Raw genomic sequence first — 7,758 nt, 5'->3', positions numbered from 1 at the left:
AGCATTGGAACCACCTGATCCCATCCCGAACTCAGCAGTGAAACGATGCATCGCCGATGGTAGTGTGGGGTTTCCCCATGTGAGAGTAGGTCATCGTCAAGATTAAATTCCGAAACCCCATTTGCGAAAGCAGATGGGGTTTTGTTTTTGCGCGCGGAAAAGTTATTTGTCCGGCCAACGGCCAACAGCCAATAATCAGCGCCCATAAAAAAGCCCCGCATCACTGCGGGGCTTTCTGCTACCAGGCGACTTACTTACTCGCTTAGCGTTTCAACTGCTTGGATCGCTTTTAACGGAGTAGCTCCATCACGACGTTGAATGTACTTCCAGTCTGCTTCATCAATGTAGATCCCAGCAGGTCCACTGCCGCCTTCCAGGTCAATGGCCACATGTGCCGACACTTGAGGCTTAACGCTCGCCAGAATCGGTACAAAGCCCAGTTGCAGGCTAGTTTCCAGCAACGCTGCCTGGTTCCTTTCATCAATATCAGCGGCTTCATCAAGGTAGTAGGGTAGATGAATCCGTCCAGCCTGCTCGCGATCCATCAGATGCAACAGGAGGTACATGTTGGTCAGTGCCTTGATGGTCATGGTGGTGCCGTTTGACGCCGCCCCATCAATGTCGGTGTGGATAACCGGCTGGCTGTTGACCTTGGTGATCTCGAACGCGAGTTCGAACAGGTCCTTCAAGCCGAGCTGGTTGTGGTTAGCTGCAACCAAGCGAGCCAAATACTCTTTGGCTTCCTCGTTCTTGTTGTCCTGCTCGGCGCTCTGGCTCAGATCAAACACCGACAGTGTCTCGCCCTCTTCGTACTGACCGGCGCTGTGGATGATCTGGTCGATGTGCTTAAGCGCTTCCTTGTTCGGCGCGAGCACAATGCGGAAGCTCTCCAGGTTGGAAACCTGCCGGCGGTTAATCTCTCGGTTGAACAATGCCAGTTGGTGTTCGAGGCTGTCGTAGTCGCTGCGGATGTTTCGCAGCGTCCGAGCGATATCGGTTACAGCGGCACGACGTGCCTTGCCCAAGGTAAGCGCTTCATCAGTGCGGTGAGCGTAAGCGTTGATCAGCAACTGCAGACGCCGCTCCATATCGTCTTCGCTGTCGAACTTCGCAACGCCTTTCAGGCGAACTTGCGCGTAGAGCGCTTCGATCTGACCATCGCAGCGCAACAGGCCCTGCCAGCTGTCCTGATAATCATTGAGCAGCGGCAGCAAGTTCTCCAGCGAGTCATCAACCGGCTCCATGAACGGCGTGCCAAATGGCAGATCGGTCGGCAGCAGCTGACGACGACGCAGCGCGTCATCCAGCGTGCGTTGCTTGGATTCGAGATCGCCGATCTGACGACCGACCAGCTGCAGCTTGGCCGACAGCTGTTGCACGCGCTCGGTGAATGCATCACTGGAGCGCTTGAGCTCATCCTGCGCCGCTTCCATCTGGGCCAACTGCTCAAGCTTCTCGCCCTCTTCGGCGCTCAATGTTTGAGCGCGGCGGAAATCTTCGAGCGATTTCTGCGCGTCCAGCACCTGCTGGTACAACGCTTCAGTCTGGGTTTTGCTCGCCGCACGGTCGGCCGCGACGGCTTGTTGAGTCTTTAACTGCTTGAGTTCCTTCTCCAGGCGTTCCTTCTGATCACGCAGCGCGGCGCGATCGGCCAGCGCCTGGAGGGCAGGTGGCTCGATGTTCGACAGGTTGACAGTCAGGCCGGGCACTTCAAAGCGTTCGCCCTTGAACCCATCGAGAATCGCTTCGAGGGATTTGACCCATGCATCGCCATCATCCAGCGCGATGCCTTGCTCGCCCAGCGGCAAGCTGAACAGCGCGCTGTTGAACAGACGCATCAGGCGCTCTACATCAGGCTGCGAGAACTCTTCGCGGAGGCGGGCATAACTGTTGTTGTCCGCATGATCGAGCTGTTGTTTCACTGATTTCAGGCGTTTTTCCAGATCGCGCAGGCGCTCATCCAGATCCTCGGCGCTGAATTGACGCGACTGCGCGAGCGCACCGGCCAGTTCGTCGTGAGCATCTTTTGCAGCCAGCAGCTGCTGTTCCAGAACCCTAACGTCGTCGACCAACGCGAAGCGATTTTTCAGCACTGCCAGTTCGCCGATCCAGCGCTGGATGTTGCTGATCTCACGCTCCAGCCGCATCAGCTCTTGAGTGCTGCCACGCTGGTCGTTCTGCAGCGAATCCTGTTCGTTACGGTAGTGCTCGCTTTGAATGACCAACTCTTCTTTGCGCGCGTTGGAGTAGTCCTGCCATGTGCCCAGCAACGAGTCGAGTAATGGCGACAGGCGATGCAGCTTGCCGCGGAGGATGTCGCGCTGTCTCACGCCATTGGCCAACGCTTCAACCAGCGGCCCGGCGAGCACCAGTGCGTTGTAGTCCTGCTCCATGCGTCGTACGTCACGGAAGGCTTCTTCACAGGCGGCGATGTAATCGACGCTGCCGGAACGCAGGCTGTGCTCAAACGCGTCGAGAAACAACTGCTTCAATTTGGCAGCGGTGATCTCGCGCATGTGAAGCAAGTTGATGAACAGCGCGCGGAAGGTCTTCAGGCTCTGTTCACTGGTTGAGCGCAGGGGGATCAGTGTCAGGTCCAGCGGAATCGACGTGTGGCCACCGACCAGCAGACGACGCAGTTCATCTGGCTTGAGCTCGTAGGCTTTCAGGCCCTGGCTTTCCAGATTGGAAAATAGTTCTTTCTGGCGCAGGCAGGTGTCGTTCTTCTGGTAGTGAGCCAGGTCCAGCTTGCCGGCATAGGCGAAGAACTGGTGCCCGAAACCGCCGCCCGGGCCGCGACCGACCACGCCGATGACGTGCGGGCCGTGGGGCAGGGAGACTTCGACGAGGATATAGCTGGTATCGGAAGCGAAATAGAAGCGACGCGATTGATCGAGGCTGTATTTGCCGAAACTCATGTCCGACATGCGCGCCAGAATCGGGAACTGCAGAGCGTTGATCGACGCACTCTTGCCCAGGTTATTCGCGCCGTAGACCGACAGTGGATGCTCAAGCGGAAACAGCCCAAGGCTGTAACCGGCCGTGTTCAGCAGCGCAAAGCGGCGTATGCCGTAGCGTTCCTGGCTCATGCGTCATGCTCCTGTTCTTCAGCGATTGCCCGGGCTAGCGCTTGCTCTTCGGTTTCAGCTGATTCATCGAATTCGGTGAGGTCCAGCGGGTCGTCGGTTTCCAGCAGTCGCTCATCGCTGTCTTCATCGATCAGCACCGGGGCCGGCAACGGCAGGGCGCTGTGCAGGCTGGCCGCCAGATCACGGTCCTGCTGCACGGACAGGCAGACGTCGAGAAAACGGTGCATCGGCGGCAGGAAGCGATAGATGCCGACTTCTTCGGAGGCGAACCCCAGCTGGGTCATGCGGCGCATGATTTTTTCTTCCAGCTCTTCCTGGGTCTGGACTTCAGCTTGCAGGAACAGATCGCGGTACTTTTCCAGCAGCGAGGGCAATTCATCACGGCCCAGGCTGCCGCCATCGAGCACGGCGACCGGGTCACGGCCCTGGTCGGCCAAATGCTCGACGAGGATGAATGTGAACAGCGCCAGACGTTGCGCCGTCTTGTTGACCTGCCCGGCCGCGAGATCAGGCACGAAGTAGTAGAAACCACGGGTGTCGCAGACCAGCTCGAAGCCCAACGCCTTGAACAGGCCGCGGTACTGGTCCTGAAGATTGGACAGTTGCGCGTACAGCTCCGGGTCGCGGCGGCTGACGTGGTAGCCCTTGAACAGCTCGCGGAAGATCGGCGCCAGCTGGGTCATTTCGGATAGATCAAGATGCATGGGCGGTGCCCTCGGAATTCTCTGGGATGGCGTCTTTGCTCGAGAGCAGGGCGAAGGAGCGCAGGCTGACGCGGTGCTCCTGGGTCAGGTATTCGCGGCGCTCAAGGCGCTCGCGCTTGAAGCGTTTGTCCCGCGACAGGCGCGAAAACCAATACAGCAATTCATCGGTCGCGCCGGTGGGCTCCTGTTTCAACAGCCAGACCATCAGATCCGGCATCGGCAGGGCGTCTTCGCACCGCTCGACCATTTCCCTGACCGTACGCGGTGCGCGCGGCGGCTCGCCCTTGCGGGTGATATTGGCCTTGGGGAAGCGCGCCGGTTTCGGCTCGAAGCGCGCCAGCGCATACACGTAAGCTTCAACCTGATTGGCACTGCCGAGGAACGTGCTTTGCGGACGGGTGAACATCGGCATCGCCGCTTGCGGCACCGCGTCGAGCCCCCGTCGACGAATCGCCGACAGCGCGAGGGCAGCACCGCGCGTCACGGCGTTGTGGCGACGCGCTTCTTCACGCAGTGGCAGCAGCAGTTCGCGGGCGTGGCGCAAGGTCAGTTGCGCGCTGGTCTGCATTTCGAGGATGCGTGCATGGGTGCGCAGGAGCATGTCGTCGTCGACCAGATGACCGAGACGTTGCTGGTCGGTGAGCATGCGCAGCAGCACGTTCTCTACCTTGCGCACGCCCTGTTCGAAGGCGCCATCGGCATTCACCAACTGGATCATCGGCTCGACGTATTCATCCCAAGTCGCCAGCACTTCCGCGTAACGCTGACGGAGCGGAATCTGCCGGTCACTGGTCTTGGCGCGTTCGGCCACGGACACAAGGGCCTGTTCGTCATTGGCGAGCTTCTTCAGGACGTCGCGTACGCGCATGTCGAGCAGGCGCAGTTGCCGCGCGAGGTCATTGGCGTCCCGAGCGTCGAAGGCTTCCTGTATATAGCCGGCCAGCCGTTCGAGGTGGCGCAGGTACGCTTCGATTTCCAGGCACAAGCCCAGCCGGTGCTCGCGGCGCAGGTATGACAGGAAATCGTGGATCTGCGCGTTCAGTTCGAAACGGTTCGGGCTTTTCGCGACCGGCACCAGAATGTCGAGCCGAATCCAGACGTCCAGCAGAGTGGTGATGTCCTGGGGCGTGCTTTCCAGTTGCTGGGCCGCCAGCTGCAAACGCAGTTCGCTCAGGCTCAGAGTGCCTTGGTCGAAGTGTTCGCAGAGTGGCTCGAGAAGCGCCCAGTGTTCGGCAAGGGCGCGCAGGACGCGCTTAGGTTCGATCATCGGATGGTCGCTGACTGGCAAATAAAAGCGGCGATTGTACTGCATCGCCGGGCTCGTTTTTCACCCTCAGTCGATCAACAGCGGCGGGAAGCGGTGAAGGCCTGTAGAATCTTCCGCCTGACTTTATCCACAGGTAGCTGACCTTTGCTCAACGAGCCTCGTCGTCGCGCTTATCTGACCGCCATGCAGGTGGTCAGCTGGCTGCCGCGCACTGAATTGCCTTTTGCTGCGCCATCGCGTCCCGAACTGCTTGCGCCCGTGCCGCAGCTTGAGGAGGCGCCTGCGCCGGTTATCCAGGCAGATACGCCTCGCGCGCCGGATCGCGATTCGCCCTCCGTCGCGCCGACACCCGTTGCGCGTACCGTCGAGCGGCCAAAGATCGAAATCCCTCGCCCATCCATCGCGCCCAAACCAAAGGCTGTGCAGGTAGAAGAGCCCGCACCGGCCGTGGTGAAAGCGCCGGTTGCGCCGCCGCCACGTTTTGCCCTGCAACTGCTGCGCGCCGGGAGTTGCCTGCTGCTGGTGGAGTTAGTGACCGGCGAGCCGTTCCAGAGCCGCGACCCTTCCTATCTGTTGCTCAAAGACATGCTCCGCGCCGCCGGCCTGCCGGACAGTCCGCAGATCATCGGCGAGCCTGTGCGCTGGCCGCTGTTGGTGCGTGGGCAAATGGACCAAGGGCCCGAAGCAGCGCGGGATTTTGTCCAGGGTTTTCTCTACGCCCGCGTCGAAGAACAGCCCTGCACCTGCCTGTGGCTGATCGGGCTTCCAGCGCTGCGTTTCGCGGCTGAAACGGATGCGGAATCTTACAATCTTGAACTCCAGGTCGACGGCCTGGGGTTAGCCTGGGCGCTGCCGGGTCTGGAACTGTTGATGGACGAGCCGCAGCGAAAGGCCGAAGTGTGGCGCTCCATGCGTCAATTGATGGGCCGTTGGAAGACCGTAGATGAATGACGCAGTAACCTTTCGCCGCATGACCGAAGCTGACCTGGATGCCGTGCTGAAGATCGAATACGCCGCTTTCAGTCATCCCTGGACGCGGGGCATTTTCATCGATGCGCTGAAGTCATACGAAGTATGGCTGATGTTCGAGGGCAGTCAGCAGGTGGGGCACGGGGTGATCAACGTGATCATCGATGAGGCGCACTTGCTCAACATCACCGTTAAACCGGAGAGTCAGGGCCGTGGTTTGGGCCTGATGCTGCTGGAACAGCTCATGAAACGAGCCTACGAGATCAATGGGCGGGAATGTTTTCTCGAACTGCGAGACAGCAATCGGTCGGCCTATCGTTTGTATGAGCGATACGGTTTCAACGAAATTGGCCGTCGCCGTGATTACTACCCGGCAGTGGGCGGGCGTGAGGATGCGATCGTCATGGCCTGCACGCTGTTCGAATAATCCAGGTGCCCTTGTGGGGCGAACCAGGTTCGCTCCCACAACGCTCACGCCGCGGATCAGACGCCGGGCTTGCCATCCAACGGATCAAGAATGGCCATTTCTTCTTCGTCCAGACCATCCCCACCGCCGATGTCATCTTCATCAACGATGCTCAAATCCAAGTCAGCCGGGCCATCTTCACCCGCTTCACGGGGACCGCGCGCACCGTCTTCCCGGATCAATGTTTCAGGGCTCATGTCGTCATCGGTCGGGTTGTGATCTTCGGTAGATGCACCAGTCAGCCCTGCCTCACGTACGCGTTCATCAGGAATCAACGTTTCAAGCTCATCTTCAGGAATGATGTCGCCAATGCGCCCGCTAGGCTCATTGTTGTCGTTGAAGTTGAGCTCTTCCATCGATCCCATGCGGTCTTCGTTGTCATCGATGGACTCAGGTTGAGTGGCATCGAATGGACGGCGTGAATCGTTCATGGCAAATCCTCAATAATGTCGGTCCTAATGGGTGGACCGGACGATATGGCGAAGATTCCATCCGCTTCCTGATCGGTCGTCGCTGATCGGTCGATCTTCCCGCGTGACCCGAAGCGCCGAGCCCCAGTCATAGCTGAGCATCATTTCCGAGGCATCAACGCATGAACGAACTACAAGACTTGATCGACAACAACGAACGTTGGGCTGCCGCCATCAAGGAAGAAGACCCCGAGTTCTTTGCCAAGCTGGCCCGCCAGCAGACGCCGGAATTCCTATGGATCGGTTGTTCGGACGCCCGTGTGCCCGCCAATGAAATCGTCGGCATGCTGCCGGGCGATCTGTTCGTGCACCGCAACGTGGCCAACGTCGTGCTGCACACAGACCTCAATTGCCTGTCGGTGATTCAGTACGCAGTCGACGTGCTGAAGGTCAAACACATCCTCGTCACCGGTCACTATGGTTGTGGCGGTGTGCGGGCCTCGATGCAGGATCGTCAGTTCGGCCTGATCGACGGCTGGCTGCGCACGATTCGAGATCTGTACTACGAAAACCGCGAGCTGCTGGCCAAGTTGCCGACTGAGGAAGAACAGGTCGACCGGCTGTGCGAGTTGAACGTGATTCAGCAGGTCGCTAACGTTGGCCACACCAGCATTGTGCAGAACGCCTGGCACCGTGGGCAAAAGTTGTCTGTCCATGGTTGCATCTATGGCATCAAGGATGGGCGCTGGAAAAGTCTGAACGCGACCATCAGCGGGCCCGAGCAATTGCCGCCACAGTATCGCTTGCGTCCGCAGGGGGAGTGATCGGGTAGGGCAAGCGTCCATCAAAATGG

General features: G+C 59.3%; 7 protein-coding genes and 1 rRNA gene. 4 read left to right on the top strand and 4 right to left on the bottom strand.

Going from position 1 to position 7,758, the window contains the following annotated elements; genetic code table 11:
* Positions 1-102, top strand: a 5S ribosomal RNA gene (rrf, locus tag QWI20_RS25380); the annotation flags it as partial.
* Between the two features lie 152 nt (positions 103-254).
* Here rrf and mksF read toward each other — a convergent pair.
* Genes mksF through mksB form a run of 3 tightly spaced genes read right to left on the bottom strand, consistent with a single transcriptional unit; the run spans position 255 to position 5,060 of the window.
* Entirely contained in the window at positions 255-3,089 is a 2,835-nt protein-coding gene (gene mksF, locus QWI20_RS25375; RefSeq protein ID WP_369307748.1) for an Mks condensin complex protein MksF, read from the bottom strand.
* The gene (gene mksE / locus QWI20_RS25370; RefSeq protein ID WP_369307747.1) at positions 3,086-3,793 is read right to left on the bottom strand and encodes an Mks condensin complex protein MksE; all 708 of its coding nucleotides are present in this window, start codon (positions 3,791-3,793) and stop codon (positions 3,086-3,088) included. Before mksE ends, mksF begins: the two co-directional genes overlap by 4 nt.
* Positions 3,783-5,060 carry an Mks condensin complex protein MksB gene (gene mksB, locus QWI20_RS25365; RefSeq protein ID WP_369307751.1) on the bottom strand — a complete coding sequence of 426 codons (1,278 nt, stop codon included), beginning with the start codon at positions 5,058-5,060 and terminating at the stop codon, positions 3,783-3,785. The genes mksE and mksB overlap by 11 nt, the downstream gene beginning before the upstream one ends.
* 144 nt (positions 5,061-5,204) lie before the next feature.
* On the opposite strand from mksB, the gene QWI20_RS25360 reads away from it, so the two are divergent.
* Positions 5,205-6,011 carry an energy transducer TonB gene (locus tag QWI20_RS25360; RefSeq protein WP_369307746.1) on the top strand — a complete coding sequence of 269 codons (807 nt, stop codon included), beginning with the start codon at positions 5,205-5,207 and terminating at the stop codon, positions 6,009-6,011.
* Positions 6,004-6,456, top strand: coding sequence for a ribosomal protein S18-alanine N-acetyltransferase (rimI, locus tag QWI20_RS25355; RefSeq protein WP_237254780.1), 453 nt, complete (start codon positions 6,004-6,006; stop codon positions 6,454-6,456). The genes QWI20_RS25360 and rimI overlap by 8 nt, the downstream gene beginning before the upstream one ends.
* Positions 6,457-6,512: 56 nt before the next feature.
* Here the strand turns inward: rimI and QWI20_RS25350 are convergent, their stop codons facing one another.
* Positions 6,513-6,926, bottom strand: a complete 414-nt coding sequence (locus QWI20_RS25350) for a serine kinase/phosphatase (protein ID WP_369307745.1) — start codon at positions 6,924-6,926, stop codon at positions 6,513-6,515.
* Positions 6,927-7,087: 161 nt separating this feature from the next.
* On the opposite strand from QWI20_RS25350, the gene can reads away from it, so the two are divergent.
* Positions 7,088-7,729, top strand: a complete 642-nt coding sequence (gene can / locus QWI20_RS25345; protein ID WP_065991764.1) for a carbonate dehydratase — start codon at positions 7,088-7,090, stop codon at positions 7,727-7,729.
* Positions 7,730-7,758: the final 29 nt, after the last annotated feature.

It is taken from the genome of Pseudomonas sp. W2-17 (assembly GCF_041060445.1).
GTDB lineage: Bacteria > Pseudomonadota > Gammaproteobacteria > Pseudomonadales > Pseudomonadaceae > Aquipseudomonas.
The sequence above is the reverse complement of the archived record's forward strand: the minus strand, read 5'-3'. Positions and strand labels throughout refer to the sequence as shown.